The sequence below is a fragment of the Microcoleus sp. PH2017_28_MFU_U_A genome, from assembly GCF_020738035.1.
In the GTDB taxonomy this organism is placed as follows: Bacteria; Cyanobacteriota; Cyanobacteriia; order Cyanobacteriales; family Microcoleaceae; genus Microcoleus.
In genome coordinates this window covers 25,767-52,056 of record NZ_JAEQCX010000031.1, presented here as the reverse complement: position 1 = coordinate 52,056, position 26,290 = coordinate 25,767, and the positions used below count along the sequence as shown (strand labels likewise).

The window sequence follows — 26,290 nt, the reverse complement described above, 5'->3', positions numbered from 1 at the left end:
GGCGCTCGTTCTTCACGCCGGTGCGTTTTTTTGTGGCCGCACTGAGCCTGTCGCTTAGAATACCACAAATGATTGATGCGATCTTTAATCTACGATCGAGATTGCAGCAGATCCGTAAGTGGCGATCGAGTGACTGTTCGGCAGTTAGTCAGGATATTGCTTCTCTAACGCAACTACCTCTCGCAAGTATTTTGAGGCATTATGTTCACATTCTGAGTGTTACCGTAATAGTTTGTAACATTCCTTTTCATTTTTGGGCCCTCGGTGGCGTCTAATTCGTTAAAAATTCAAAGTCAAGAAATCGCTAAAATCTTATATCAGCAAGGATTACAGCCATCGAACCTTCAGCGGCTTGTCCCGAAGGCGACGGCGCGAGGCTAAAAAACTTCTGTGTCAAACAGAGGTACGGAAGACTGAGGGGTGACAGGTGTCGATCGGAAATGGCGACTTTTAAGCTTGTAGCTAAATTTGACTCTCGTCCAAAAACGGATACAAGTTTCCCACACTCGGACGCGGAGCAACCCAAATTTTAGATTAAGGTGCAATTTTCCAGACTCATCGGTGAAATCTAAAATCCAAAATCTAAAATCCAAAATCGATCGACTCTCACTTTGTAACCAGGTGCGCCGTGAAAAGAAATCTATCAGCCCTTAAAAAAGCTTTGCAGTTTGGGATTAGCGGTGCTGTCGGCGGTTTCGCCGGCAATCTCATCACTGAACCTTTCATGCACCATCTCAATGATTCAACATCTGTTTTTGACAGTGTATTGTCCACATCTCGCTGGTTTGGATTGGTAGGCGGCGGAATTGCTACTGCAATTATGTTCGGCTACTATTACTATATCAAAGGCAAGCCCCAAATCAAACAATCTTTAAAAAATGGCGGATTGTTTGGTGTAATTGCGGGGGCTATTTCTGGAGCAATCGCTGAAGGTATTTTTAGCGGGATTGGCGACGGCGAAAATGAACTATTGCGAGTGATTTGCTGGGGAATAGCTGGCGGTTTGTTAGGACTTGGACTTTCTAAACGCATTCCTAATTTAGGAATGCTGCGCGGCGCGGGTGGTGGCGGTGTGGGAGGTCTTTTGGGCGGTTGTTTGTTTATTCTGTTTGCTTATACTTTGTCGGGTACGGCGGGCCGTTTAGCTGGCTGTGGTGCGATCGGCTTTTGGATTGGAATTATGCTAGTTGTGGCCGAAACTTTGTTTAACAAAGCTTGGCTGGTAATTAGTTACGATAGCGGAACCAATCGCACTCTGACTATTGGTGCGGAACCGGTGACTTTTGGTAGCGATGAAAATTTGTCTATTATCTACATTCCTCATGTTTCGCCTTTAGCGATGCGGTTTCAATTGGAAGGGGGTCAAATTGTTTGCGAGAATTTTGATAGCGGGGCGGTGAGTTATTTGCGATCGGGCGACCAAAAGAGAATCGGTAACTGTACAATTACAGTTGGAAACTCTGACTTGCCTACTGCAACTTCCGCTCGGGTTACGCCGACTATTTTATCACAAGCATCGCCAGCCAATGCTTTTGCCAACGGTCAATTTTTGCTGACATTGGGAAGTCGAGTTATCCCTCTGACTGCGGGTACTCAGCTATTCACCTCTGACATCCCGAGTTTAACGGCTACGGCGTCTAGCGGCGTGGTAGCGCTGGTGAATTCTCGATCGCCAAACGAGTTATCCTTAGGATTGATCAATTTGAGCAATCGCTCTTGGTGGGCCACAGACAGTCAAGGCGACATGAAAATGATTGAACCTGAAAGTACCCTAACTTTGGCCTTGGGAATTAAAATCGAATTCGGTGAAATTGAGGGCGAGATTGTCGGAAGCTAAATAATCTTAAATCCGTATCCCCATAGGTTCGTAGTGAGGACTTTAGTCCTCTAAGGATCGCGAATTAAATAATTTACACTCTTAAAAGTGGTATGGGCGTCCCGCCCGTCCTTTATAGACGGGCGGGACGCCCATACCACAATAATTAAAATTGTAAGTTATTTAATTCTCATTCCTAAGAAATGATGCGGACTAAAGTCCTAACTACGAACCTTTTTGTCCTCTAAGAAATGATGCGGACTAAAGTCCTCACTACGAACCTTTTTGTTTTATAATAAATGATGCGGACTAAAGTCCTCACTACGAACCTTTTTTATGGCGGTAAATTAAATTGCCGATAATAAATTCAAGCCGAACTACCGCTAACACCAGTAATCACAGCCGCCCCAATCAAATGAGCCAAACGCAAAGCTTCAGGAACCTTACCAGTATCAGTCAAACGCTGGAGTACCAGTGCAATTACTTCCGGTTGTTCGCCGCACACTTGAAAAAAGAAAGGTTCAAAAGCGTAAATTTTGCCAGCGCGGCGCAACAATTCTAAACGGTATTCCGAATCTGAGAAATGACCGAGGGCTTTTTCAACAGCAGCTAAATCTGGTTGGCGGCGCATGACAGCAACGCAAGGAATTTGCAGCCGCGATGCTAACTTGGGAAGGTCAATAATATTGAAGCCGCCGAAAGCAATTCCGTCCAACAAAACGAGATGCAATTGCGGTAAAAATTTCCCTCCTAGCAGTAGCTGACAAATTACGTCGGTGGCATCTAATCCGTCTGGGAGGACTTGTCCCCAGACCATTCCTTCAAATCTAGTCCCCCCGCAGACCACGCCTGCGATCGACACCAAACTACTGCTGGTACGAGAAAACGGAGCGTCGTCAAAGCCAATAACCTTAATTGTGCGATCGAGTCTGAGCAATTCTGCTAGTTTCAAAGCAGGGACTTCCCTAAACTAAAAATTTTGACATTAATTTGACTTTTACATATTATCATAGACTTTAAAGACTCGAACGCTAATATCAATTTTATATGAAGCTGCTCCTGAATTCGCTCCCACTTTAATTAAGTAGGGTGGTTTTATTATTAGATAGGATATATAAAATATAAAACCACCAAAAGTAGCGCTCAAAGGTCGGCTCGCGTTTGGGGCAAGGCACGTAATTTCGATATTAGCACTCTTGCCTAATATTATAAAGAGCGCCCAAGCACAACTACGTACCTAAACTGTCAACTGTCAACCCTCTCTTCTACTTAAAAAGGTTTTAAACTCTTGTCTCAAAAATACGTAGCAGCAATAGATCAAGGAACCACCAGCACCAGATTTATCATATTCGATCGCCTGGGACAGATAATTTGCAGCAACCAACAAGAACACCAGCAAATCTATCCACAACCGGGATGGGTGGAACACAATCCCGAGGAAATTTGGCGGCGAACCCAAAGCGTAATTAAAAATACCCTGGAAATCGGTAATATCGATGCGAAAGATATTGCAGCCCTCGGCATTACCAACCAGCGCGAGACTGCTATTGTTTGGGATAAGAATACGGGAAAATCCTACGGAAATGCGATTGTTTGGCAAGATACCCGCACTCACCAAATTTGTACTAGCTTAGCAGAAGTTGACGGCAAAGATCGATTTAGATCGCGCTGCGGTTTACCGCTAGCAACTTATTTCAGCGGCCCCAAAATTAAGTGGATGCTGGACAATATCGCTGGATTGCGGGAAGCGGCGAATCGAGGTGATGCGATTTTTGGCAATGTCGATTCTTTTATAATTTGGCATATGACAGGAGGCACGCACATTACCGATGTTACCAACGCCAGCCGCACAATGCTGATGGATTTGCAAACCCTCGATTGGGATGCGGAAACTTTGGAAATCATGGGAATTCCCCGCCGGATGTTGCCAGAAATTCGCCCTTCCAGTCAAGTTTTTGGACTTGCAAAAGGATTGCTCGAAAATGTTCCGATTGCTGCTGCTTTGGGAGATCAGCAGGCAGCTTTGGTTGGGCAAACTTGTTTCAGTGTTGGGGAGGCGAAAAATACCTACGGTACGGGCTGTTTTATGCTGCTGAATACTGGTGAGGCGATCGTCCCTTCAAACCACGGATTGCTGACAACAGTCGCCTACAAGATGGGAGAATCGCCCGCTGTGTATGCTTTAGAAGGCAGTATTGCGATCGCCGGAGCATTAGTCCAGTGGCTGCGCGACAACTTGGGCATCATCAACACATCTGCGGAAGTAGAAACATTAGCAAATACCGTCGAAGATAGTGGCGGAGTTTACATTGTACCAGCATTTTCTGGACTCTACGCGCCCTATTGGCAAGACAGCGCCCGGGGAGTAATTGCAGGTTTAACTCGCTATGCGACTAAGGCACATATTGCTCGCGCAGTATTGGAAGCGACAGCTTGGCAAACGCGGGAAGTATTGGATGCGATGAATCAGGATTCTGGGGTGCAGCTTTTATCTTTAAAAGTAGACGGTGGAATGGTGGGAAATCACACGCTAATGCAGTTTCAGAGCGATGTTTTGGGAGTGCCTGTGGTGCGGCCTGTGGTAGCGGAAACTACTGCCCTGGGTGCGGCTTATGCGGCTGGTTTGGCGGTGGGTTTTTGGAGCCAACTAGCCGAATTGCGGGATAATTGGGCGGTGGATTGTATTTGGGAACCCCAAATGTCGATCGCACTTCGGGAGCAAAAATATCGGTTTTGGAAAAAAGCAGTTACCCGCACCTTCGACTGGGAAGAATGAATATATAGCCTTTCGGGCGGGCTAGAAGCCCTACCCACAAATAGAATAAAAATTAACTCTTTGTGGAACAGGCATCTTGCCTGTTCCGGTTATGGATTTAGTGCTATCATCAAATCTAGCAGTAATTAGAAAATTGCAAATAAATGATTTCGCCAAATAACTTAAAAAAAATTCTCACCCTCATCCTATTAATACTGACACTGGCATTTGCAGAAATTGCCACTAATTCCCAAAGTGCGATCGCAGATACAGCGACAACTCCGCCAACCGCAACCGCCCCCGAAGTCTTCAGCACCAACTGTGCAGGCTGTCACATCAACGGTAGCAACATTATCAGGCGCGGCAAAAACTTGAAACAAAAAGCCTTAAAAAAATACGGCATGGATTCAATCGCCAATATTTCAAATTTAGTAACCAACGGTAAAGGCATTATGCCCGCTTACAAAGATCGTTTGTCGGAACAACAAATTATTGATGTTTCCGCCTACGTGTTATCTCAAGCCGAAACTGATTGGAAATAAGAAGGACTAAAGTCCTCACTACGAACCGAACCTTCGTTGGAAGTATTAAATATGAAAAAAAATGATTTTTGGCGCCAGATTATAACTATTATTAGCTTGTGCTTGTATCTAATCCTAGCTATTAGCCCGCCCGCCTTCGCCTCAATTCACAAATATCCAGAAAGAGCAGACAGAGTAATGTTCCGCTCCGTACAAAGCCTGCGCGACACTCATGATAGAGCATGGCAAGTGGTTTTGTATAAGCGAGTACAGTCGGGATTGGTAAACTCCTTTAACCTGAGATTAGTAGGATTTCCCGGAACAGAATTGCAGCATCGTGTAGCGCTAACTGTTGCTGCGGGCGATCGCAAAATTGGTAAAGCCAAGGATATTTGGAGCGAGTCGGATTTGCCGATCAATGTCGGAGAATATGATTTTAAATCAATAATTATACAACTGGAAAGCAATCAACCTTTAAGGTTGAGTTTGCCTGTGAAAGGTGAAAAAGAAACTGGGTTGCTGGTTCCTCCTTTTGGTGTCAGAGAATGGCGACTGTTGTTAAATACCAAGTAAATATACTTGTTTTATCCGGTCTAAAGTTAAAATTCCTAGAGTTGTGTGTATCAAAAGCTACTACCCTCAAGTACGCCTTAAGGTAGATTTAACCGTATTTCAAGGTAATTTTGAAACAAACTCAATGTAGAGTTGGTCAAGTGATAAAACTCCATTGTTTATAACGTGCGTGTCTTCAGGGTGAAATTACTATGAGTTTAATCAGTACAATTGTCCGAAAAGCTTTGGAAACGGGTTATTTAACGGTTGAGGCCGAGGAACTGTTGCGCCAGCAGTTGCAGATGACTAAGTACGGTTTAGAAGATTTTGAGGCTTTTATTACCTTGCAAACTGAGGTGATGGAAGGTAGGGTAAGACAGCAGGCTTTGGAATTATTGCGATCGAATAACTGTTCTGCTGCTGTGGCTTGAGTTAAGTGCGATCGCGCTTTTGGGTAGATCGCGCTTTTGGATAGAATTAAGTGCGATCGATCTTCGTATATCAATAAGCCTTTTAGGGGCGGGCAAGATGCCCACCCTACAAGAAAATCCACTCTTTGTGGAACAGGCATCTTGCCTGTTCATAAAAATGATAAAACTGTGTGAAGTATTGTCATTGCGAGGAACGAAGCAATCGCAGGGTTTTTGGCATTACTTAGTTCATCAATGTTTCTACTCCATTCCTAGCTGTTGCCTTAACGCTTCTGGCACATTAACGGCTGTACCCAAACCTCGAACATTTTCCCACTTTGTATTTTCATCCCATTTGACATCGCCAAAAGTGCGCCACTGCGAGATACTGATCATTCCGTCGTTGAGGTTTGCGCCGCTGAGATTTGCACCACTGAGGTTTGCACCACTGAGGTTTGCACCACTGAGATTTGCACCACTGAGGTTTGCGCTGCTGAGATTTGCATCACGGAGGTCTGCATCACGGAGGTCTGCGTCGCGGAGGTCTGCGTCGCGGAGGTCTGCGTCACTGAGATCTGCGTCACTAAGGTCTGCGTCACTAAGGTCTGCGTCACTGAGGTCTGCGTTATTGAGATGTGCGTTATTGAGATGTGCGCCGCTGATGTCTGCGCCACTGAGGTCTGCGTTATTGAGATATGCCTCAGTGAGATCTGCCTCAGTGAGATATGTACGACAGAGGTGTGCGTCCCTAAGGTCTGCGTTGCTGAGTTCTGCGTTGCTGAGTTCTGCGCCGTTGAGGTTTGCGCCGTTGAGGTTTGCGCCGTTGAGCTCTGCGCCACAGAGCTCTGTGCCGCCGAGGTTTGCGCCAGTGAGGTTTGCATCGCTGAGAAAGAAGCCAACAATTTGGAGAAAGCCAGAATCCCCAACACAATAGCTATAGCTGATGAGACGCAACAACCGATTTGCATCGTCAAGCTTGCCTTCAGCATTAGGTTTCCCGCAAGGATAAAACACCATTTTGTCTTTCAATTCATCTCTCCTCTGACCGTAACGGTGCAACTCAAAGAGCAAAATCATCACATTCAAACCAGCATAAATATCTATTTGTCGCTGTCCCAGTTTTTCGGTTTTCAATTGCTCTCCCAACAGGCGCATCTTCTTCTGAGGCAAACTTTCCGGCAGCATATCAATAAATTCTCCCTCGCACCACCGCAAATAAAAATCTTCCAGACGCTGGAATAACTCCACAGGTCGAAACAGACTTTCCTCCTCTGCAACAGCCGGAGTTGTTAACAACCCCATCAAATATTCCACAATCTCTTCCGTCAGCGCCCCATAACCCAACAAATCATAAATCTCCCAGTACATCTGAGAGTCTTGAGTATTAAACTTAATACGTTTCTTTCCCGGTTCCGTCCACTCTTCCAGACTTTCTTTCAATCGTTCCGCACACAGAAATTCGCCAAAACTCTTGTGTACAAACTCCACAGAACCGTCTTTACTGCCCTGCTGAAGATAAAAAGCAGCCAAAGCATTTCTCAGAGGATTATCGCCAATCCGTTTTCGTGCTTCATCGAGTAATGCTTTAACCGAGTTGTCTGCTTTTAATCGTTCTTCAATCATCGCTACAGGAGCGCATTCCACTCCCGACTGCACCACGCACAACCCTGCTTCTGTCAGGATGCGCCGCAAATCCTCTGTTTCCAGTTCTGTCAAATTCCGATTGAGTAAGTCAGAACGCTGTTTTGTGAGTAACCAATTCACCGCTTGATTGTAAATCAAAATTTTTGCTTGAGTGCTGTTAGTCCCTTGAAAATCCTCAACTTTCAACTTTCCATCCCGGTGCATCGCCGCTAACAAATAAAGCAATAGCGGTTCTCGTGACAGTTCAGATCTTATTTCGGGACAGTTGTGATGTTTTAAAATATTCTGAAAATCAGAGGTTTTTTCCGCTCCAAACAGGGTTTCCCACTGACTAAACCACTGCTGCTGCAATTCGTCATCCATCACCTGAATTTCGACTCGCTCCAGGTTATCTGGCATTTGCCTTTCAATTCCTTGCAAAGCTAAAGTTCTGCCAGTAATCAAAACTCGGTGTCCCATTTCCGAACTCTGCTGACAATCACGCTGAAATTGCCCTACTTGCTTGAGAAATTGCTCTAAGCCTCCGCTGTTTCTCCCTTCCATCAGCAACTCGTCAAAGCCATCTAAGAAAAACAAATATCGCGTATTTCTATCCGTCAACCAGCCATTATCGCTAGTAAAACCCGCATTAACCGCATCTTTAAGCGTTTGCAGAAAACTATTTTGCAATTTGGGAATATCTCGCAATCGAATTAACACCGGAGTCCAAATTGGAAATAAATGTTGTCGTACCCAGTCAGCAAACATCCGACAAAAAACGCTTTTCCCGCGTCCTGGTCCAGCTTCGACGAACATCACCATATCTTGTTTCTGTTCATCCTCAAGCAATTGCTTTGCCCAAGTTTCTAAATCGAAAGCTGCTGCATCATTTATGGGCTTGCCATTTTTATCGATCGGCTTTGCCTTCAGCGGTACGTAGATATCCTTAAATGTAAACTCTTCAGCAAATACTTTTTCTTTTGGCTTATCGGCAATCTGCTCTTCCAGGTATTCGTCAATACTTTGATATTTCTGCTGTTCCTCCCGCCATTCGCTGAAAGAAGGCTGTCCGAGATGTTTCATAGCATCGCCGGAAACTGCCCAAGCTTCGATTAAATAACGGTGAGTATTAGCAGCAACTCTCTTTGTCAAAATCTTAGCTTGACTGCCTTCTAGTCCGGCTTGTTCCAGCCGCTCTGATAGCACTATATTAAATTCCTTGGCTAATATCGAATCGCGGAAGCAATTCACAGTTTCTCTAGCTGCTTTATCACTAAATTCTAAATCCGCCAGTTTCTTAAGCAACTGTTTGACTTTATCGGAAACTGGAGTTTGCCCAATGCGATTTAACAAACTTGCGTCTTGTCCAATAAAATCCTTAAAACTTTCCAGATAAGCCGCCTGACTGACCAGGAAAATGCACTCAGCTAAAGTCGGCTGCTGTTCAGTTTTTTCAATAAAAAACGCCAGTAGTTTCGCCGCCATCCCGACAAAGGGCAATCCAGTTCCCACAACTTGAGCTAAGGGAGAGTTCAAAACTTCTAGCAGCAAATTGCTATTATCTAGCCCTTGTTCTTTGAACATTTTCGCCAATTCAGCGGCTGCTTTTCCTGCTTCTCCGATTCCCTCGGCTGCTTCGGCGGAACACAGTTCTTTAATATCAGTAGTTAAGAGTTTAAATATGCGATTTGCCATTTTTACCCGCCGCGCTTTAGAATAGAGAGTCTGAGAAATTCTACATTCAACTCTCTAAACATTCCGTAAATAAATAAAATAGGACTTATGCACAGGTGGTCAGAAACCGGGTTTTTGCCCTTGATGTCGGCTGTAACGAAGGATCTCCGAAAAAACCCGGTTTCTTTGGTTTTGATGCGTAAGTCCCAAATCAGAAAATATCAAGTGCGTTTTAACTTGACAAAAATACCCGAATCAGCAATAATTGTAGATTGTCTGTCTAAATCCGGCTCGGATCAGGTTAAGACATTCCAAAAGCTGGAGAGCAGTCCACAGCCAAAAGTTATTAACAATTGACAACTGTCAACTGTCAACTGTCAACTGTCAACTGTCAACTGACTACTCAGCTACCTGTACGGCAATCTCAACAACCATCCCATGACTTACGCAATCATTGAAACCGGCGGCAAACAATTTCGGGTAGAACCAGGCCGCTTCTACGACATCGAACTGCTTCACGTCGAAGCTGAATCCAAAGTCACGATCGACAAAGTATTTCTGATCCAGCACGAAGACGATGTTCACATCGGCCAGCCTCTGGTAGAAAATGCCACAGTAGAAGGAACTGTGCTGCGGCATTTCCGGGGCCGCAAAGTCCTCGTCTACAAGATGAAGCCGAAAAAGAAAACTCGGAAGAAAAAAGGGCACCGTCAAGAAACAACTCGTTTTATGATTGACTCTATTACAGTCAATGGTGTTGTTTTGGCAGCGAGAGATTTAACTCAAGAAGTTGTTGAAGCTCCCCAAACCGGCGAAATTGAATCAGAATAAACAATAGTAAATACAGTTTGAGGATACTATGGCCCACAAGAAAGGTACAGGCAGTACACGTAACGGACGCGATTCTAATTCTCAGCGTCTGGGTGTCAAAAAGTATGGCGGTCAAGTTGTCAAAGCTGGCAACATTTTGATTCGTCAACGCGGCACGAAAGTTCACCCTGGTAATAATGTTGGTATCGGCAGAGATGATACTCTTTTTGCTTTGGTTGATGGTGTGGTGACTTTTGAAAGAAAGGGTAAGACTCGCAAGAAAGTCAGTATTTATCCTGTTGTAGCAGCACCTGTGGCTGAAGCTGTAGCAGTTTAATTTTATGCCTTCCTGGGTTTTGCCTGGGAATTCATATTTAGCCCTCCAAATTCAGGTACGTTGTTGGGCTTTAGCCCTCCAAATTAAGTACGTTGTTGGGCTTTAGCCCTCCAAATTAAGTACGTTGTTGGGCTTTAGCCCTCCAAATTCAGGTACGTAGCCAGAAATGGGGTTGTTAGGCTAGTAATTTGCTTTTTTTACAAGTCGAAAGAGGGCTGAAGCCCAACAACGTACCTGGAAGAGGGCTGAAGCCCAACAACGTACCTGGAAGAGGGCTGAAGCCCAACTACGTACCTGGAAGAGGGCTGAAGCCCAACTACGTACCTGGAAGAGGGCTGAAGCCCAACTACGTACCTGGAAGAGGGCTGAAGCCCAACTACGTACCTGTTAGCCTCCTCCGACGATTGTCACAACTTCTAGGATGTCGCCCTCTTTTATCTGTGTGGTTTCCCAAAATTGTTTGTGCAGGATTTCGCCGTTGTACTCCACAGCTACTAAGCGCGGGTTTAATCCTAATTGTTCTAGTAATTTTGGTAACGGTGTGTCGATCGCACAATTGCGATTTTCTCCGTTAACTTGCAGCGCAATTTGATTTGTCATCACTCAAATATTATCAGTTTCAGGGCGGGTTTTGTACAAAAATTATATTTTATCCACAGAATTCGTGCACGAAACCCGCCCGATAAATCGCCAATCAACCTAGGTTGTCGCCTGCAAAGCTTTCTGAGCTTTCAAATTCTGCATCCGAATCAACTGCGAGATGAAAAATTGCGTGACTAAAGTAGGCTGTTCTGCATCCATAATCGATCGCACTGTGGCAACTCTTTGAGCTCCGGCATTCAATACTTCATCGAGGTTGTTGATGTCTATTCCGCCGATCGCAAACCAAGGAACAGGCGACTTACTAGCAGCATACCGCACGTAGTCCAAACCCGTCGCCGGCTTGTTTGCCTTCGTTGGAGTTTCGTACACTGGCCCAACTCCAATATAATCTGCTCCCGCATCAATCGCTCGCTGCATTTCTTCGCCATTCGTCGTGGAACTACCGATGATCCGTCCCGGGCCGAGCAACTTGCGCGCTTCCGCTACAGACAAATCTTGCTGTCCTAAGTGTACGCCGTCAGCATCCGCGGCGATCGCCAAATCCACGCGATCGTTCACAATCAACAAAGCATCGTAGCGGTGACAAAGTTCGCAAAGCTGCCGCACATTCGCCAGCTTTACCCCGTCGTCTGAGGCTTTGTCGCGGTACTGCACCAACGTCACTCCGCCTTGCAAAGCAGCTTCCACGATTGTTAAAAAGTTGTATTTGGGGGAGGTTACAAGGTATAACTGCGATCGAAGTAACTGTTGGTAGCGCCGGTAAGCCAGCAAATCGCTTTCGAGAGTATACACTCGATAGCGCATCTGCTTAAAAGCCTTGCCCATATTCGGATCGTAAACTTTACCGTACTCTTCCAGTACCCGCAAAGCTTCCTCCACCCGACAAAAATTCGCCGCCAGTAGCTGCTGAATGCTGCCACGCTGTTCTTCCTGCGGGTGAGTCAACTCCGTACCCGGATCTGCCGGCGTATCCCTAGCGCTGCGTAATTCTGGGGTGTGCCAAAAAGCCAATTCCTGGCGCAATTGCTTGCACACGAGGGCTAAATCGGCGCTGTTGAGACCAAACCTGCACCATTCTTCAATAATTCTCAACCCTTCGCGCGATCGATCTAGATTTGCATCTAAAATCCGGCAGAGGGCTGGCTGTGCCGGTAAAGTTCTGTTTTGTTTCTCGGTCATTCAGAAAAATTGGTAGAAACCCCGTCGTTCTACGACGGCTTTACAAAGATTTTACATTGAGTCTAGCGTAATATCACAATCGAAATGCTAGACTGTAAATATGACACTAAAAGCCTTCAGCTATCGATTCTACCCAACGCCGGAACAAGAAAGTTTGTTGCGACGGACAATGGGTTGCGCTCGTTTAGTATATAACCGTGCCTTGGCTGTAAGAACCGAGGCATGGTACAAAGACCAAAAACGAGTAGGGTATGCTGAGACTTCTAGTATGCTAACAGAATGGAAGAAAACTGAAGAACTAGATTTTCTCAACGAAGTTAGTTGCGTACCGTTACAGCAGTGTTTGCGTCACTTACAAACTGCTTACACTAACTTTTTTGATGGGCGGGCAAAGTATCCTAACTTAAAAAAAAACGAAACGGTGGTAGTGCAGAGTTCACCAAGTCGGCATTTAAGTTCAAGAATGGACAAGTCTATTTAGCAAAATGCGCGCAAGCATTGCCTATTCGCTGGAGCCGAACATTGCCGACGAGTGCGACACCATCAACTATCACCGTAAAGCTTTCCCCGTCTGGCAGGTGGTCGGTTTCTCTATTGGTGGATGTTGAGATTGAGGCGTTACCTCCTTCAGGCAATCAAGTTGGTATTGACTTGGGCATTACAAGTTTACTTGCTCTTAGTACGGGCGAAAAGATTGCCAATCCCAAAGGATTCAAGGTAAAATATCGCAAGTTGAGAAGAGCGCATAAAGCTTTAAACCGAAAGCTCAAAGGGTCAAACAACCGAGACAAAGCACGGATTAAAGTAGCGAGAGTGCATCAAGAAATCGCCGATGCAAGAAAAGATAACCTTCACAAGTTAACAACGCGGTTGGTGCGCGAGAACCAAACCATCGCCGTCGAGAATTTAGCTGTGAAGAATATGGTCAAGAACCGGAAACTAGCCCTAGCTATAAGCGATGCAAGTTGGGGTGAATTGGTCAGGCAACTTGAATACAAGTGCGATTGGTACGGTCGTACTTTAATCAAGATTGACAGATGGTTTCCGAGTTCAAAACGGTGTGGCAATTGCGGTCACATCGTTGAAAATCTGCCGTTGAATATCAGGGAGTGGGATTGCCCTCAGTGTAAAACGCACCACGATCGAGATATCAATGCGGCAAAAAACATTTTGGCGGCAGGACTTGCCGTATCAGTCTGTGGAGCGACCGTCAGACCCGAACAGAGTAAATCTGTTAAGGCTGGTGCGAAACCCCTCAAAGGGAAGAAGCAGAAACCTAAGTAGTGATGCTTAGGAATCCTCGCCGTTAAGAAGGCGGGGAGGATGTCAATCAGAACCACCTTGATTAAACTAAGTGCTAGCGGTCAAACTGCTACATTCTCCCATGCCCTCAAGATTGTGGTGAAGGCGATCGACCTAATTCTGCCATCAACCGATCTAAATTTGACAAATTTTTAAGTTTTATGGCATTTCAAGAAAACAAAGCATAATAGAGCAAACTTGATCAGAGTGGAATCGTGAAGCTGCATACCACACTTCGGAGGAAAGCCGTTAGGTTAGCAGGACAAAACAAAAGATTAACAGCAGAAAACCCCAGCAGGTGGGTGACATTAAACTGCGATCGCGCAAACCCGACACGAAACACGGGATGCGAAATTTGGCTCAAAGATAAATTGTGTTTTTTTATGATCCTAAATTCCAAACAGAGCAAGTGCAAAAAAAGTCGATTGCCAAGCAAGAGTTTAAGTTCTTGCCTGCTCCTCGTCTTTGCCAGCACGGCTTTTTGCCACCCTCAATCCTCGGCGATCGCTGTCGAGACCGGCTCCGTGCAGCTACTTTCCCAAGCGCCAGACAGCGACATTAACATACTCTACGTGAGTTCCAGCGGTGGCAGCGACACAGCAGGTAATGGCAGCGATGGAGCGCCGTTCAAAACCCTCACCTACGCCCTCAGCGTCGCCCCGCCGAAAACCGCGATTTTACTAGCGCCCGGTACTTACAGCGCTCAAAGCGGCGAAAAATTTCCATTAATGCTCAGGCCCAGCGTGACTGTTCAAGGAAATCCCAACACTCGCGGCCAAAATATTGTCATCAAAGGCGGAGGAGAATTTATCAGTCCGACTTCGGCTGGTCAAAATATCGCGATTTTAGGCGCAGACGGGGCAGGACTCAGCGGGGTGACGGTAACAAATACCAACTATCGCGGTTACGCTTTGTGGATCGAATCGAGTTCTCCGACGGTTGTTAACAATACTTTTTCAGGTAGCACTCACGACGGCATTTCGGTAGTTGGTACTGGAAGGCCGACGATTGGCGGGAATTTTTTCTCGAAAAATGGAGCTAACGGGATTACGATTTTTGGGGAGTCTCGCCCGGAAGTTCGAGATAATGTGTTTGAAGACACCGGATTTGGGGTGAATGTCGCCCAGAACGCTTCGCCTTTGTTAATCGGCAACAAAATTACTCGGAATAAAGACGGCGTGGTGGTGCAAGCTGATGCCAGACCGATACTTCGCAACAATTATATCGAAAGCAATCGCCGAGATGGAATTGTGGCGATATCCAGAGCTCTGCCAGATTTGGGAACTTCGGCGGAACCGGGGGGGAATGTGATTCGCAATAACGGCCAGTACGATATAAACAATGCGGCGAAAGGTCAAGTAATCCCCGCTTACGGCAATCAATTGTTGAGCAATCGGACAACGGGATCGGTTGATGTGGCGGGAACTTTTAGCCCGCCTCCACCCATTGCGGGAACTGCTTTGCAGCTAAGGGTCGATCGACCTTCGAGTATCGGCGGCCCAGAAACTTCTCTCCCTGCTTACACTCCCGGGCGATTAACTCCCAGGGTTGAAAGAGCGCCAATTGCGCCACCAGCGCCAGTTTCCAGGCGACCGGCACCCGCCAGCACTCAGTTGCGGCCTCTGCTTCCTCCGAGAAACGCCGATGCTGCTGCTGAAGGAACAGGGGCGATCGCAATTCCTGTACCCGATCCAGATGCTAGATCCGTTCGAGAAAGTTCGGTACAACAACCAATGATTCCGCCCAATTTTGATAGTTCGAGTGCGATTACTTCCGAGGGTAAATTGCCGGTTCCGGGCCGCAACATTCCTCTAGGAAGGGGTGGCTACGTACCCGCTGGTTTAGGGGGGAATTCTCTGCCCGATTCCGAAAATTCGCCGTCAGTCGATCGAGCTTCTGCTTTAGGTTTCCGGTATCGAGTTGTGGTGGATGCCGAGAGTTCGGGCGATCGACAAAAAATGCTATCTTTGGTTCCCGATGCTTTTCGGACTTTTACCAACGGGCGATCGGTGATTCAAGCTGGTGTTTTTCAAGAACGCGAAAAAGCTGAAGAATTGCTACAAATTCTCACCGCTAATGGCTTGAATGCTCGGATCGAAGATATCAAATGACAGTTGACAGTTGACAGTTGTCAGTTGTCAGTTGATATCTTCCAAAAATAACTAGGACGGGCAAGATGCCCGTTCCAAAAAAAATGTTTTTTCTTGTGAAACGGGCATCTTGCCCGTTCCAAAATTTTATTAAAAGAACTTTTGCAAGAGGTCTATTAGTTTGTCAACTGTCCACTACCAACTGTCAACTGTCAACTGTCAACTGTCAACTATTTTAGGGCCTAGCATATCGGATGCCAGACCCTAAAACATTTGTGAGTTAAATTGATTCAAGTGGGTTTTTAGCTCTGCTGAAATTCAGCAAACAACTACTACTAAGGTGAACTTTTTGGCAACTGCTCTGCGAGGGAGCTAGCTATTAGCGGAGCCTATTCAGACTTCTGTGTTTGATTGTGCGATCGCAATTCTAACTTGATAACTTTCGATTTCTCAAATCGCCTCAAGCTATTTCACAAATTCCGAGCGCAATATCAACCTTTCTTTTATCTGCTAATAAACTACACGATTCAGGCGTTGCCTGCGAACTAGAGCCGAGCGGGACAAACACTCTAATTCAAATTTTTTTATCCAAGTTTTTTGTGCTGCTTGGTTTCTGCCCCTCATGTATTTAAACTAACACCAATTCTGCACTAACTCTACTTTGTTTACGAAACTTGACACTTTTTGACGCACCGAAATACTTCAGAAATCGATTATTAACAATTTGTACGATCGCCAGATCTCCCAATGTGCATATCCGGCAAGATTTGTTTGCTCTCAACGCAGCAGGGCTTCCCAAGTAGCGCGGCCGACAATGCCGTCTGCTGGTAGTTGATATTTTCGTTGAGCAGCCTTGACAGCAACTTCAGTTTCGCGCCCGAACACGCCGTCAGCACTCGCGCGCAAAAATCCCTTGGCCCTCAGTCGCTCTTGCAACTCTCTGACTGCCGGCCCCCGCATTCGTCTTCTCAAAACAGGAAAATTGGTGGGCTGCGGTTGAGGGCTAATCTCCGAGTTTTCGGGGGTTGCAGGAGCGTTGGCGATCGGCTTTTCAACACTAGCGTCCGGAGTCGCTGGAAACAGCCGGTTCCAAGTATTTTGACCGACTATGCCGTCTGGGGCGATGCCTGCTGCTTCCTGAAACTGAGACACAGCTTTAGCGGTGCTTTGCGAGAAAATCCCGTCTACCTCGCCGTTATAAAATCCCAATAATTTAAGAGCAGCTTGGAGTTCGGTAACATCTGAGCCGCGACTGCCGATTTTGAGCGCGGGGCGGACGATCGCACCTGTTTGGGCGATCGGGCTGTTATTATTGCCTGGTTCAGATGTTGGTAGCTGTGCATTAGCAGGAGTAGAGGCGATCGCGCCCAGTGCCAATAAACCGCACAAACTCCAGCCGAGGAGTAAACTCGGAACTTCGCGGGCTTTATTCCAGCTTGCTGTCAGGTTTTGGGACATGGGAAATTCGACCGATACAAAACTTGGTAGCGATCGTACATCAAATCTGGAAAAAATTGGGCATTGGCCAAACAGGGCATCGGCCAAACAGGGCATCGGCCAAACAGGGCATCGGCCAAACAGGGCATCGGCCAAACAGGGCATTTTTGATTCCCAGTCCTTCCCTTTGATAAAAAAATTAATCCCCTAAAATAGCTGCAATTGGCAAAAAAACTGCTAGATTGCCGTAGAGCTAAAGATTAAACCGCGTTCATTGGGCCTTCTTCAACACCATGACCGAATCCAGCAACCCCACCAGAACCGCTAGCCAAATAGACATCGGCAATGTCAACATCGGCAACTTCCAAGTCGGCAGCATCAGCGGCAACAAATACAACGACTTCAACGCCAACGGGCGGCCCGACGGCAGTGATGTGCCAATTCCCAACTGGCAAATCTACCTCGACCTCAACAACAACAACCGGATCGACGGCGGTGAACCTTCCACCCTCACCAACGCCCAAGGCAACTACATCTTTGCCAACCTGCCACCGGGAACTTATCAAGTTAGGGAAGTCCAGCAGCCGAACTTTCGCCAAACTACCCCGAATCCCGCACCCATAACAATAACCAGCGGGACAAATGCTAGCAATATTAATTTTGGCAATAATTTCAACGCTGGGACGATCGCAGGTACAAAATTCAACGACATCAACAGCAATGCTCGCCTCGATCCGGGGGAACCGCCCCTAGCTAACTGGCAGATTTACCTCGACCTCAACCGCAACAATCGGCTAGACGGTGGCGAACCTTCTACTATTACAAACCTTCAAGGGAATTACGCTTTTGTCAATATTCCTGCAAATACATATTTGGTGAGAGAAGTCCAGCAACCGGGTTTTCGCCAAACTACCCCCGACCCGGGCCCGGTTAACGTTACTTCCAATGTGACCACCACAGATATTAACTTTGGCAATGTGTTTTTTGTCGGCAGCATCAGCGGTCTCAAATACAATGACCTCAATGCCAACAGTGTCCGAGACGCGACAGATCCGCCTCTGGTTAACTGGCAAATTTACCTCGACCTCAACGCCAACAACAGGTTAGATCCGGGGGAACCCAATACCATCACAAACCCCCAAGGCAACTACACTTTTGCCAATGTTTCCCCGGGCCGGTATTTGGTGAGGGAAGTTCAGCAACCGGGATGGATACAGACTACGCCAAATCCAGGGTCGATCGACATTACGGGCAATACCAACGCTGTCGGGGTCAATTTCGGCAACAATTTCCCCACCGGCAGCATCAGCGGCTTTAAGTTCAACGACCTCAACGCTAACGGTGTCAACGAACCGACGGAACCGAGAGTTGCCAACTGGCCGATTTACCTCGACACCAACAACAACAATGTCCGAGATCCCAACGAACCTTCGACTTTAACAAACCCCCAAGGTAATTTCTCTTTTATCAATTTGCCCCAAGGCATTTATTCGGTGAGAGAAGTCCCGCAGCCCGGTTTCCGACAAACTACGCCAAATCCGACTCCGATCGCCGTGGGTAACGGCACAAATGCCACCAATCTCAGCTTTGGTAACGTGTTGGTGACTGGTACGATTAGCGGTGTGAAATTTAACGATTTTAATGCCAACGGCCGCCTAGACCCCGGGGAACCGCCGATCGCCAATACCCAAATTTACATTGACCTCAATAACAACAGCCGTTTAGATCCGGGCGAAGCCAGTAACTTTAGCGACAGTCAGGGCAATTACAGTTTCCGCAATGTTCCGGTAGGTAGTTACATCATTAGGGAAGTTCCGCCGCCCGGTTTCATTCAAACAACTCCGCCTGCGCTGGTGGTTGTCTCGGCAGATGTTCGGGCTAGCAGCATCGATTTGCTGACTGGAGATCCTGAAAGTCGTAGCGTAGCGGGGCGTAAGCCATCGGCTAAATCCTTGAAAGGCGACCCGCTGACGGATGCTAGCTATGGGGGCGAACCTGTAGGCAATATGGGGGCGGATACCTCGCTGGCGATCGCGGGTCGCGATAGTTATCAAATTAGCGATCTTTTGCTCGATCGACCTGCCGCGAATGTAGGCAATATTCCTAACTTTGGGCAACAAAATGTCATTTGGGAGCCTAGTCCACAAATCGCCGGATTTGTCAAGACCAATGAATTAATTAATTGGGATCTGGAAACTCGTTCGGGTAGGTGATTTAGTTTTGAATAAAGCTCGATCGCCCGGAATGCCAAACTGCAAATAAAAATCAGGAACAGATTAAAGGGCGATCGCGTGATACCCTATTCTTGGCAGCGTCCAAGACTCAAGCGTAAGTTCCGGGAACCCCGAAGCTGGCTTGTTGTATATTGGGTGAAATATTTCAGAGGCTGTTGATACAAAGTAAATGATTTTCTAGAAACTTCTTGAATAATTAGGTAAAAGCTGGTAGTGTAGATTGAGAAAAAAAATGCTTTAGCGACTAAAACAGCTAAGAGCATGGTCACTTTGAGTCATTATCGTTTCCAGGAAATGTTGAAGCATCAAGCTGTTAAATATGGCAGTTTTGTAGTAGGCATAACGGAAGAATACATATCAAAAACCCGTTCAAAGTGTGGACATAAATTCAAATGGCGCTTTCAATATCTTGTTGAAAGCTTTGAGAGATACCTCCTTGACAGGAGAGCTTGCAGCTTTTTCTGTCTTGCCATACACGGTAGTATCAGGCTTAGTCCTGGATTTGCCGGGTTAAATGTATCTGTAGCATTGAGCGTAAGTCAGAAACTATCAGACAGTTCCCCTAACCCCGATCGGCATATTTTCAGGGAAAGCAAATCATATCCAGTCCGGTAGCTCGATCGGTCTAAAGCTTGTTGTGAAGAGCTTGTTGTGAAGAGGCAATCCCAGAGCCTGCGATCGTCTGTTTACAGCAAACCATGACAAACCTGAACGATGCCGCCCGACTTGCGATCGGCTGGAGCACTCAATCAAGGCCTTTTTAGAGCTCAAACCAGCAAGTATGTACGGAGAGAGAAGGCGTGCAAATCTTAAAGATGTTGCCCTCAAATTGCCAGGGCTCTTCAAAACCTGATATACTGGCCAGCGACAAAGCTTGAGGCATTGTTGTGTGAGATGGGGAACATTACCTCAAGCACAGACGTATGTAAAATCGAGTGGCAATTGTCAGCGACTAGCAAAAACTACTCAGCTATTGACAAACCCATACAGTAGTCTGTAATTTACGTGGATTTAGGTGTGAAGGAGAGAAATCATGGCAAATTTAACTAGCGAAGAGCGGATTGCCCAGCAATTACAGGTTGGGAATACAGGCCCGGCAATTTTAGGTATCAAGTTCAATGACTTGAACGCGGATGGGATCAGACAGGCAAATGAACCAGGTCTGGCAAACATTCCCATTCTCCTCGAACCTGCGATCGGCAGCAACGGCCGATTAGATACAGGCGATATCTCCGTCCTTACAGACGCTAACGGAGGGTTCTCGTTCATAAATCTGGTTCCCGGCAACTACGTAGTCACAGAAACAACAGTACCGGCTGGTTTCCGTACCACGACTCCGAATCCCCTCGCTGTCACTGTTGGAAACACAAACACCAACGTTTTCTTTGGCAACACCCAGCTTGTGGGCAGCCGGATTGTTGGATGCAAATACTTAGACATAGATGCCGACGGCTTTCGAGACGGGAATGAACCGGGGATTAAAAATGTCAGGATATATCTTGATGGCAGCAACGGCAGCGTCCCCAACGGCCGATTAGATGCAGGGGAACTTAACACATTATCAGACAAAAATGGTTCGTGGTCGTTTAATGTAACACCTGGAACATACAGAGTTCGGGAAGAACGAGTCAACGGTATCAACGGAGAACCCCTAGAAAGAGATTTCCCCCAAAGCACCCCACCCAACAACATCCCTGTACTGGACGTAACGGTAGCCCCCGGTCAAACCTTTGCCTGCGCTCAAGTTGGCGACACTCCCCTCTATCAAATTGAAATTAACAAATTTCGGGACAATGACCGCAGTGGCACGCGAAATGTGGTCAATGGAGTTTTTGAACCCCCCATTGCTAACGTACCCTTCATTTTAGATTTGAACGGGAACGGTCGCTGGGATCAAGCCTCAGAACCCATCGCTATCACCGATGTAAACGGAGTTGCTACCTTCAGGGATTTGAGAGCTGCCAATTACTCTGTCTTGGAAATTTTTCCAGCGACACTGCCCGGTGGTGGCGCCCCAGGCAACCTCAATGCTCCAGTGGCAACTACTCCTAACCCCGCTCTGGTTTCGGCACCAGGCCCGCAAGCACGGTTCCAGGGTACGATCAGCAGAGAGCAACCGATCTTGGTAACAGATTCAACCTATACACTGAAACCAAACGACCCTAAATTCGTAGATACCAACCGCGACGGCGTTCAACAGGCTGGGGAAAGATCGATCGCGGCCACAGGCGAGCGGCCGATTTTTGCCAACACCCCTTTACCTTTCCCAGCGACTAACCCCTCACCAGCAGTTATCTTTACTCCTGTGGGAGCTAATACTGGGAATGGAAGTAATTCTGGTGTGGGAAACACTCTACCTAACATCACTGTATTCAAATACAATGACCTGAACGGAAACGGTCGCTTCGAGCCTATTCAGGGTGAAGCACCAATTAGCGGTGTCACTGTCTTCCTAGACACCAACAATAATGGCACTCCTGAGGCCGGAGAACAACAAATACAGACGAATGCTCAAGGAAGAGGAGCATTTACCAACTTGCAACTGGGCAATTACACGGTGCGGGAAGTCGTACCGGCTGGTTTCTCGGCTTCGACAACTGCTGGTGTTCCGGTAACTCTAGGCACTCAGGACGCTAACGTTACTTTTGCCAATACACCGAATAGCAACATCACTGGTTGCAAATTCGAGGACTTTAACTTGAATGGCTATCGAGACGGAAACGAACCGGCGATTAGCGGCGTTACTGTTTTTCTCGATACCAATAACAACGGCGCCCTGGATGCAGGGGAAGCAACTACCACTAGCGATCAGTTTGGTACTTTTGCTTTCAGAAATTTGCGTCCCGGTACTTACAACCTGCGAGAAGTACCTCCTCCTGGTTTCTTCCAGACGACTCAACCGCTCAATATCGTTTTGGGCCCCAATCAAACCTTTACTTGCGCTTTGATTGGTAACTCTCGCCGCTATGATTTGTTAGTTCCCAAATTCCGAGACGACAACCGCAACGGCGTACAAGACGGAACCGAACCTCGTCTGGCTAATGTTCCATTTACTTTGGATTTGAACCGGAACAATCGTTACGATGCCGCCACTGAGCCTTTGGTGAGAACGAACGCACAAGGGATTGCTCTATTCCCGAATTTGTTCCCGGCTACTTACTCGGTTTTGGAAGTTTTCGACGATCCGAACGTGCCCAACCCGTTCCCGATCCGGACAGGGCCTAATCCTGTTACCTTTAACGTGCCGGGACCCAATACTACGCCTTCGGCGCCAGTAGCGACTCCAGCAAGAACTGCTTCTAGCCTCGATCCTCTGACTGAAGGTGGACTTGATGCTACGGTTAAGGCCAGCAGCATTGATACCAGCTTGATCGCCAATGAAAATGCAGGTATCAGCTTTGTTGATGACATGAGCTTGAGCCGCACAGCGAGTGCACTAACTGTAGTGTTGCCTGAAGATAAGAAGGATTTACTGTTAGGTGCTCCTGCTACTTCTCCGACTGGTTTCTAATCTGAAGTTGGGTCTCTAGTTTGAGACTCAACTATTAGTAATTAGCTAGTTTAAGCTGCACGTCAAACATTGTTTTGGGGTGCAGTTTACTTTTGTGCCGCACAAACTGTCTTTAGTCGTAGACTGCGATCGGCAAAAAGAACGATTCCCCGCCGCCACAAAACCTTTATTTATATCACAGGTAAAATTTTGCATCCCAACGGCGGATCTGTAGTTAATGGTTAGGAAGGACTAAATTCCTTACTACAAACCTTGTTTTTAAGAAGGACTAAATTCCTTACTACAAACCTTGTTTTTAAGTTTGTACTGAGGACTTTAGTCCTCATATTTCTTTTTTCCTGCTTTTTAAAATAGTAATCCCGCCATCTTGGTGGCGGGATTGATAGGTTGCAGTTGAGCTGTTTTCTAGCTTTAGCTAGAATTGAAATTAGCTCGCTGCTCAATTAGCTAATGCCAGCCATTTCTTGCTGAATTGTACTCTTGGCTTCTTTGAATTGAGTAGCCATTTGTTCCATTTGTGCTTCGCTCAGGTTGCGGCGAATTTGAGGGAACATATCGTTTTCTTCTTCCTTAACGTGATCCTGAACCGCTTTTTTTAGCTGTTGGATTTGAGCTTTGAAATCAGAAGAACTGGGGTTGAGAGCCTTGATTTGGGCGAGCATTTGCTTCATTGCTGCTTGCTCGTCGTACAGTTCTTGGGTATCGCTGTAGTAGCTGCGAACTGCGGGATAGACAATTTGTTCTTCGGCTTCTGCATGAACGCTTAAGTCTTTGTAAAGTTGACCGAAGAATTCTTGCAGTTTTTGAGGATTGTCGGTTTTTTCGATTTCCATGAATATGGTATCGACTTTGCGGTGATCCATGGAGATGATTTCGGTGATGTTCATCTCCTCTTTGGTGCGGGTAACTGCACCGCCGATGATGCCGGTCATCGCAGCCATTGCGTCTTGGACGCGGGCCCAAACGCCTTGATCGGGGTCTTTTCCGGTGAGTTCGCGCACTCCTAAAATTTCGAGAACTCCTTTGAGTTGTTCTTGGTGGGCGCGGTTTTCAAAGTTAACTGTGTTGAGGGGAGTAATGGCGGCTTCGATGTCGGCGCCAACTACTTGAGCGGCTTTGTGAATTAACAAGCCGGCCATTGTTTGTTTGTGTTTGAGCAGTTCGTGCTGACCGACTTTTTCAAACATTGTGAGTTCAGAACCTTCCATGAGTTTCTGAATTTCTTCGATCATTTTTGTGGTGGTTTCTTTGGGTTCGGATTGAATCCCGTATTGGACGATCGTGGTTTCCAATACGCCCATGTTTTTGCGATCGTCCTCCAGCATATCCCGGAAGCGATCGCACAGTTCGGAGTCGTTGCAGGAATTGATGAACAATTGCTCGTTGGCGATCAGCAGGTTTTGCAGTGCTTTCATGTCTGCTAATTTCATCGCGATCGCTTGGCGCTTGGTATCTTCAAGGGTAGCTACCATCTGTCGTTTCTCCTCTCGATGTCTTTAGTGTTCTTACATCTTTTAATTTATGGAAATATTCTGATTACTCCCTCTTTCTCCCGACTGATTCATTAATATCCCGCGCAACCTATTGACTTTTAAACCAAGAAATGGTAAGTAATTAAGGCTAAGGTCGTTTTAAAAAAAGCAAAAATTACTTCCTGAATGACCACAACCCACAGACAACAGCCCACTGACAACTGACAACTGACTTTTGTATCAATTAATCCCGATCGCACATCAGTAAAGCGCTACTATAGTTGAAGCCGAAGTTAACTGAAGTTTAAGAATAACTAGCTTGTCTCAACTGCTCACTGCTTTAGAGTTCCCAGCCAAGGTCTGGAAGCTGCACAATGGGTTAACGGTCATTCACCAGCGGATTTCGGCCACACCGGTGGTTGCGCTAGACGTGTGGGTGAGGGCTGGCGCTACGAAGGAGCCGGATTCTTGGTCGGGAATGGCTCATTTTCTAGAACACATGATATTTAAAGGGACGGATGCGATCGCCCCTGGAGAATTTGACCAAGTAATCGAAAATCGCGGCGGTGTCGCCAACGCAGCTACAAGTCACGACTACGCCCATTTTTATGTCAACGCTGGGGCAGATTATTTAGCAGAAACGGCGCAGCCACTGGCAGAATTGCTGTTGCGTGCTGGGATTCCCGATGCGGAATTCGATCGCGAACGAGATGTGGTACTCGAAGAAATCCGACAATCTCAAGACGATCCCGATTGGCTGGGTTTCCAAGCAATGATGGAAACAGTCTACCAGCGACATCCCTACAGGCGATCGGTACTCGGTACGGAAGAGTTGCTGATGTCGCGAACTCCCCACGAAATGCGCTGTTTTCATCGATCGCACTATCAGCCGGAAAATATGACTGTGGTGATAGTCGGGGGAATTGAGGAAGAAGAAGCCAGAGATATCACAGGGAAAGCATTCGATCGGTTTTCTGACAGGTGGGATTGTCCTAAATTTGTCGCCGAAGCCGAACCGCCGTTAGTAGAAATTCGCCGTCAGGAACTCTGTCTTCCTCGATTGGAACAAGCGCGACTGATGATGGCGTGGACTGGGCCGGGAGTCGATCACTTGCAAAGTGCTTGCGGCTTGGATTTGATCTCTGTGTTGCTCGCAGATGGGCGGAGTTCGCGTTTAGTCCGGGAACTGCGGGAAGAATTACAATTGGTACACGCGATCGAAAGCTCTTTCTCGCTACAACGGGAATCGAGTTTGTTTACGATTAGTGCTGTCTTGGAAGCCGAGGATCTAGAAGAGGTGGAATCTCGAATTTGCGATCGGCTTTGGGAATTGCAATCTGAGCTGGTTTCGGAGACAGAACTGATGCGCTGCAAGCGTTTGCTGTGCAACGACTTTGCTTTCTCCCTCGAAACGCCGGGACAGTTAGCTGGTCTTTACGGATATTACAGTACGATCGCGACTGCCGAATTAGCGCTCAGCTATCCTACCAGGATTCAGTCATTTAAGCCATCAGACCTCCAGCGCCTAGCTCAACAATATCTCTCACCCCAACGCTATGCGGCTGTGGCGATCAAACCAGTCTGATGGTAAAGGGACAGAATATGAATATCTTTGATACCGGATAAATCTTGGTTTGTCCGGTGTTTTCTGTGTTTGGCCCGCACCCTAGGGGATAGATTTTGTTACATTTAGTATGATCGTGCATCAAGCTCTGCTCGGTCTGACAGCATACAAAATGCAAATGGAAAATAGCAAAATGGCGATCGATTCAGTTGACAGTTGACAGTTGACAGTTGACAGCACTTGACGAAGGAAGAAGATTGGAGTAATGAATAGTCTGATTTTAATTTCTCCCAATCAAGGTTCCGGCTTTCAACCAATTATTTCTGGTAATTACCAATTACCCATTACCAATTACCCATTACCGATTCCCCATTACCGATTCCCAATTACTAACTAAATT

The 26,290-nt window shown here is 46.7% G+C and carries 21 protein-coding genes and 1 pseudogene; 16 read left to right on the top strand and 6 right to left on the bottom strand.

Going from position 1 to position 26,290, the window contains the following annotated elements:
• Positions 1-68: 68 nt before the first annotated feature.
• Positions 69-275 carry a hypothetical protein gene (locus JGK14_RS04930; protein ID WP_293175709.1) on the top strand — a complete coding sequence of 69 codons (207 nt, stop codon included), beginning with the start codon at positions 69-71 and terminating at the stop codon, positions 273-275.
• 353 nt (positions 276-628) lie between these two features.
• Positions 629-1,837, top strand: coding sequence for a hypothetical protein (locus JGK14_RS04925; RefSeq protein WP_293175711.1), 1,209 nt, complete (start codon positions 629-631; stop codon positions 1,835-1,837).
• 346 nt (positions 1,838-2,183) lie between these two features.
• Here the strand turns inward: JGK14_RS04925 and JGK14_RS04920 are convergent, their stop codons facing one another.
• Positions 2,184-2,768, bottom strand: a complete 585-nt coding sequence (locus JGK14_RS04920; protein WP_293175713.1) for an endonuclease dU — start codon at positions 2,766-2,768, stop codon at positions 2,184-2,186.
• Between the two features lie 336 nt (positions 2,769-3,104).
• Here JGK14_RS04920 and glpK point away from each other — a divergent pair, with 336 nt between their 5' ends.
• The 4 genes from glpK to JGK14_RS04900 all read left to right on the top strand — a co-directional run bounded on the left by glpK (position 3,105) and on the right by JGK14_RS04900 (position 6,075).
• A complete protein-coding gene (gene glpK, locus JGK14_RS04915; protein ID WP_293197828.1) occupies positions 3,105-4,592 on the top strand; it encodes a glycerol kinase GlpK in 1,488 nt (495 codons plus the stop codon).
• Positions 4,593-4,735: 143 nt separating this feature from the next.
• The gene (locus JGK14_RS04910) at positions 4,736-5,113 is read left to right on the top strand and encodes a c-type cytochrome (RefSeq protein ID WP_293175717.1); all 378 of its coding nucleotides are present in this window, start codon (positions 4,736-4,738) and stop codon (positions 5,111-5,113) included.
• Between the two features lie 51 nt (positions 5,114-5,164).
• Positions 5,165-5,665, top strand: a complete 501-nt coding sequence (locus JGK14_RS04905; protein WP_293204533.1) for a DUF3122 domain-containing protein — start codon at positions 5,165-5,167, stop codon at positions 5,663-5,665.
• A gap of 191 nt (positions 5,666-5,856) precedes the next feature.
• Complete coding sequence (locus JGK14_RS04900; protein WP_293175722.1) at positions 5,857-6,075, top strand: hypothetical protein; 219 nt, start codon at positions 5,857-5,859, stop codon at positions 6,073-6,075.
• 240 nt (positions 6,076-6,315) lie between these two features.
• Here JGK14_RS04900 and JGK14_RS04895 read toward each other — a convergent pair whose 3' ends face one another.
• Positions 6,316-9,372, bottom strand: coding sequence for a pentapeptide repeat-containing protein (locus JGK14_RS04895; RefSeq protein ID WP_293204535.1), 3,057 nt, complete (start codon positions 9,370-9,372; stop codon positions 6,316-6,318).
• A 417-nt stretch (positions 9,373-9,789) separates the two neighbouring features.
• Here JGK14_RS04895 and rplU point away from each other — a divergent pair, with 417 nt between their 5' ends.
• Together rplU and rpmA are read left to right on the top strand one after the other, a co-directional pair.
• On the top strand, positions 9,790-10,182 hold the full coding sequence (gene rplU / locus JGK14_RS04890; RefSeq protein WP_293175726.1) for a 50S ribosomal protein L21: 393 nt from the start codon (positions 9,790-9,792) through the stop codon (positions 10,180-10,182).
• 28 nt (positions 10,183-10,210) lie between these two features.
• Complete coding sequence (gene rpmA, locus JGK14_RS04885) at positions 10,211-10,498, top strand: 50S ribosomal protein L27 (protein ID WP_193973153.1); 288 nt, start codon at positions 10,211-10,213, stop codon at positions 10,496-10,498.
• Positions 10,499-10,885: 387 nt separating this feature from the next.
• On the opposite strand, the gene thiS is transcribed toward rpmA, so the two are convergent.
• Together thiS and JGK14_RS04875 are read right to left on the bottom strand one after the other, a co-directional pair.
• A complete protein-coding gene (thiS, locus tag JGK14_RS04880) occupies positions 10,886-11,098 on the bottom strand; it encodes a sulfur carrier protein ThiS (RefSeq protein ID WP_293204540.1) in 213 nt (70 codons plus the stop codon).
• A 99-nt stretch (positions 11,099-11,197) separates the two neighbouring features.
• Positions 11,198-12,280, bottom strand: a complete 1,083-nt coding sequence (locus JGK14_RS04875) for a thiamine phosphate synthase (protein ID WP_293175730.1) — start codon at positions 12,278-12,280, stop codon at positions 11,198-11,200.
• Positions 12,281-12,380: 100 nt separating this feature from the next.
• Here JGK14_RS04875 and JGK14_RS04870 point away from each other — a divergent pair.
• The 3 genes and pseudogenes from JGK14_RS04870 (at position 12,381) to JGK14_RS04860 (ending at position 15,693) form a co-directional block, all read left to right on the top strand.
• A pseudogene (locus JGK14_RS04870) lies at positions 12,381-13,564 on the top strand (RNA-guided endonuclease InsQ/TnpB family protein).
• A gap of 39 nt (positions 13,565-13,603) precedes the next feature.
• Positions 13,604-13,738: a hypothetical protein gene (locus JGK14_RS04865; RefSeq protein WP_293197830.1), complete on the top strand. Its 135-nt coding sequence runs from the start codon at positions 13,604-13,606 to the stop codon at positions 13,736-13,738.
• A 59-nt stretch (positions 13,739-13,797) separates the two neighbouring features.
• The gene (locus JGK14_RS04860) at positions 13,798-15,693 is read left to right on the top strand and encodes a DUF1565 domain-containing protein (RefSeq protein ID WP_293197831.1); all 1,896 of its coding nucleotides are present in this window, start codon (positions 13,798-13,800) and stop codon (positions 15,691-15,693) included.
• A 756-nt stretch (positions 15,694-16,449) separates the two neighbouring features.
• Here the strand turns inward: JGK14_RS04860 and JGK14_RS04855 are convergent.
• Complete coding sequence (locus JGK14_RS04855) at positions 16,450-17,274, bottom strand: peptidoglycan-binding domain-containing protein (protein WP_325314818.1); 825 nt, start codon at positions 17,272-17,274, stop codon at positions 16,450-16,452.
• Positions 17,275-17,402: 128 nt separating this feature from the next.
• Here JGK14_RS04855 and JGK14_RS04850 point away from each other — a divergent pair, with 128 nt between their 5' ends.
• From JGK14_RS04850 to JGK14_RS04845, 3 genes are all read left to right on the top strand, one after another.
• A complete protein-coding gene (locus tag JGK14_RS04850; protein ID WP_293175738.1) occupies positions 17,403-19,322 on the top strand; it encodes an SdrD B-like domain-containing protein in 1,920 nt (639 codons plus the stop codon).
• 282 nt (positions 19,323-19,604) lie between these two features.
• The gene (locus JGK14_RS33990) at positions 19,605-19,958 is read left to right on the top strand and encodes a zinc ribbon domain-containing protein (protein WP_442921427.1); all 354 of its coding nucleotides are present in this window, start codon (positions 19,605-19,607) and stop codon (positions 19,956-19,958) included.
• 418 nt (positions 19,959-20,376) lie between these two features.
• A complete protein-coding gene (locus tag JGK14_RS04845) occupies positions 20,377-22,854 on the top strand; it encodes an SdrD B-like domain-containing protein (RefSeq protein WP_325314817.1) in 2,478 nt (825 codons plus the stop codon).
• Positions 22,855-23,297: 443 nt separating this feature from the next.
• On the opposite strand, the gene JGK14_RS04840 is transcribed toward JGK14_RS04845, so the two are convergent.
• The gene (locus JGK14_RS04840; RefSeq protein ID WP_293175742.1) at positions 23,298-24,326 is read right to left on the bottom strand and encodes a hemerythrin domain-containing protein; all 1,029 of its coding nucleotides are present in this window, start codon (positions 24,324-24,326) and stop codon (positions 23,298-23,300) included.
• 319 nt (positions 24,327-24,645) lie between these two features.
• On the opposite strand from JGK14_RS04840, the gene JGK14_RS04835 reads away from it, so the two are divergent.
• Together JGK14_RS04835 and JGK14_RS04830 are read left to right on the top strand one after the other, a co-directional pair.
• Complete coding sequence (locus tag JGK14_RS04835; RefSeq protein WP_293231121.1) at positions 24,646-25,911, top strand: M16 family metallopeptidase; 1,266 nt, start codon at positions 24,646-24,648, stop codon at positions 25,909-25,911.
• Positions 25,912-26,155: 244 nt separating this feature from the next.
• Positions 26,156-26,287, top strand: a complete 132-nt coding sequence (locus JGK14_RS04830; protein WP_293175745.1) for a hypothetical protein — start codon at positions 26,156-26,158, stop codon at positions 26,285-26,287.
• Positions 26,288-26,290: the final 3 nt, after the last annotated feature.

Coding starts and splice junctions, on each gene's coding strand:
- rpmA (WP_193973153.1), top strand. CDS start 10,211: ATGGCCCACAAGAAAGGTACAGGCAGTACACGTAACGGACGCGATTCT.
- thiS (WP_293204540.1), bottom strand. CDS start 11,098: ATGACAAATCAAATTGCGCTGCAAGTTAACGGAGAAAATCGCAATTGT.
- JGK14_RS04875 (WP_293175730.1), bottom strand. CDS start 12,280: ATGACCGAGAAACAAAACAGAACTTTACCGGCACAGCCAGCCCTCTGC.
- rplU (WP_293175726.1), top strand. CDS start 9,790: ATGACTTACGCAATCATTGAAACCGGCGGCAAACAATTTCGGGTAGAA.
- JGK14_RS04840 (WP_293175742.1), bottom strand. CDS start 24,326: ATGGTAGCTACCCTTGAAGATACCAAGCGCCAAGCGATCGCGATGAAA.
- JGK14_RS04905 (WP_293204533.1), top strand. CDS start 5,165: ATGAAAAAAAATGATTTTTGGCGCCAGATTATAACTATTATTAGCTTG.
- JGK14_RS04930 (WP_293175709.1), top strand. CDS start 69: ATGATTGATGCGATCTTTAATCTACGATCGAGATTGCAGCAGATCCGT.
- JGK14_RS04865 (WP_293197830.1), top strand. CDS start 13,604: ATGTCAATCAGAACCACCTTGATTAAACTAAGTGCTAGCGGTCAAACT.
- JGK14_RS04845 (WP_325314817.1), top strand. CDS start 20,377: ATGGCAAATTTAACTAGCGAAGAGCGGATTGCCCAGCAATTACAGGTT.
- JGK14_RS04855 (WP_325314818.1), bottom strand. CDS start 17,274: ATGCCCTGTTTGGCCGATGCCCTGTTTGGCCGATGCCCTGTTTGGCCG.
- JGK14_RS04895 (WP_293204535.1), bottom strand. CDS start 9,372: ATGGCAAATCGCATATTTAAACTCTTAACTACTGATATTAAAGAACTG.
- JGK14_RS04900 (WP_293175722.1), top strand. CDS start 5,857: ATGAGTTTAATCAGTACAATTGTCCGAAAAGCTTTGGAAACGGGTTAT.
- JGK14_RS04850 (WP_293175738.1), top strand. CDS start 17,403: ATGACCGAATCCAGCAACCCCACCAGAACCGCTAGCCAAATAGACATC.
- JGK14_RS04910 (WP_293175717.1), top strand. CDS start 4,736: ATGATTTCGCCAAATAACTTAAAAAAAATTCTCACCCTCATCCTATTA.
- JGK14_RS04830 (WP_293175745.1), top strand. CDS start 26,156: ATGAATAGTCTGATTTTAATTTCTCCCAATCAAGGTTCCGGCTTTCAA.
- JGK14_RS33990 (WP_442921427.1), top strand. CDS start 19,605: ATGGTCACTTTGAGTCATTATCGTTTCCAGGAAATGTTGAAGCATCAA.